At 37.8% G+C, this 1,773-nt stretch carries 2 protein-coding genes; both read left to right on the top strand.

Translation table 11 applies throughout. The features are described 5' to 3' along the window. On the top strand, window positions 1–201 hold a 201-nt coding region (locus NUV40_00800), incomplete at its 5' end, for an adenosylmethionine--8-amino-7-oxononanoate transaminase (GenBank protein MCR4342426.1). Window positions 202–500: 299 nt separating this feature from the next. Further along, window positions 501–1,773 (top strand): hypothetical protein (locus tag NUV40_00795; protein MCR4342425.1); only part of this gene is annotated, 1,273 nt, incomplete at its 3' end.

The following is a 1,773-nucleotide window of genomic DNA, read 5'->3' as shown; positions in this document are numbered from 1 at the left end:
AGGGAGACAAAGGAGCCTTATTCATGGGAAGAAAAGATTGGGATGAGGGTTTGCCGTGAAGCAAGACAACGCGGTTTGATTACCAGACCCCTGAACAATATTCTGGTAATTATGCCGCCCTTGTGTATAAATATCTCGCAATTAAATAAGATGATGGACATCTTATACGAATCGCTTGAGGTTGCAACTGAAGCAAGCTGACGCCTTCCGACAATTTCTGGAAAAATTTAAAAAAATCGATGAACGGGAAGGAAGAAGGGAGCATTCCCGATTTTTTGTAAATCAGGTATGATACCCATAAATACGTGAATTCGGCCTTCGGTCTTAATCCACCTCTTTTATTTACAATAAAATGGGAATGCTCCCGGGAAGAAAGAGGCATTCTCAACTTCGTTTTGCTTAAAGAACAGACTTGATGGGGGGGGCATGAGCCTGCCAGACAAAATAGCTATAATAAGTTTATTTTATAAATCAGCAATGTATAGGGAGAGATATATCTAATGAAGAAATCTATTTTTATTTGTGTGTTCTGCCTTTTTTTGTTCAGCATAAACTGCGCTGCGGAAGAGCAGGGAAGCCCTGAAGATTACAAAACAACACAGTTAGTATGGAACAAGCTGCTTGATAACATAAACGAAAGACTCTTTAAGCTTGAGAGAGAATTTGCCGTAGAGAAAAAACAACGGCAAGAATTTAACAGTAAAATTAATGACAACCTGAACAATTTAACTAAAATCATAAACGCAAGGATTGATAAGGTAGAAAAAACAGCTTCGTTCATAGAGGCAAATAATGTCGCAACCTCTTTTAAAGAAACAATAGGGGTATTAAACAAGACATCATCAGATATGAAAAAGAGAGTTGAGGCTTTAGAAGTTAGCATTGCAACTGTTGAAAAGATATATTATGTATCTCAAAAACCGTTAGAAACCTTAATGAAGGCAATAGGCGAAAATGCGGCGGTTATCAATAAAATTAATGAAAAACTGGAGAAACAGGAAAAAATACTATTGGCAATAAATAAGGGTTCTGAGAATCGGGATACACACAGAGAATCGAATAAAGTACCGGAATTTGCGGCCGCCGGTACGGAAGAAAAGAGGACAACTTTACCTGAGACAGCAGGCGGAACAGTAGCGTCAGAGACGGAAAGAGCTGGTACTCAGAAACCTTCAGGATCAGAAAAAGACATTTTTGTGAGAAATGTCAGTATGCCTTCTACCGGTTCAGCCACATCGATAATCGGAGAAATAATAAACAAATCAAACGTGGATTATGCTGTTGCAAACTTTAAAATACGGCTTTATGATAAGGGCGATAATCTTTTGAACACCCTTGATCTCGTCATAATAAATTTTAGTGCCGGAAGCACAAAGGAATTCGATAAATTAATATCCGGCGTTGACAGTAAAAGCATTGCAAGATATGTTATTTTATTTAATGATTCAGAATTAACCACCTATAGAGAAGAAAAAGAAATAGTTGAAGAGCAAAAGACAAAGGAGGTAAAAGTAGAAGACAAAGAAGCACGTCTTCTGCCTGCAACAGAAGACAAAGAAGCACGTCTTCTGCCTGCAGAAGAGAAAACCGTTCAAGTCGCAAAAACAAGCCCGCCGGTAGATAAAGAATTTAAGGCAATAGGTAGTGATTATTATGTAAGGGATGTTACATTTTCTGCACTTGGATCTTCTACAACTGTTAAAGGGGAGATAAAGAATGATTCAAGAGAAAACATTTCTAGTGCTTTGTTTGGTTTGAAAGTTTTAGGAAAGG

Source organism: Patescibacteria group bacterium (assembly GCA_024654625.1).
In the GTDB taxonomy this organism is placed as follows: Bacteria; Patescibacteriota; Minisyncoccia.
The sequence above is the reverse complement of the archived record's forward strand: the minus strand, read 5'-3'. Positions and strand labels throughout refer to the sequence as shown.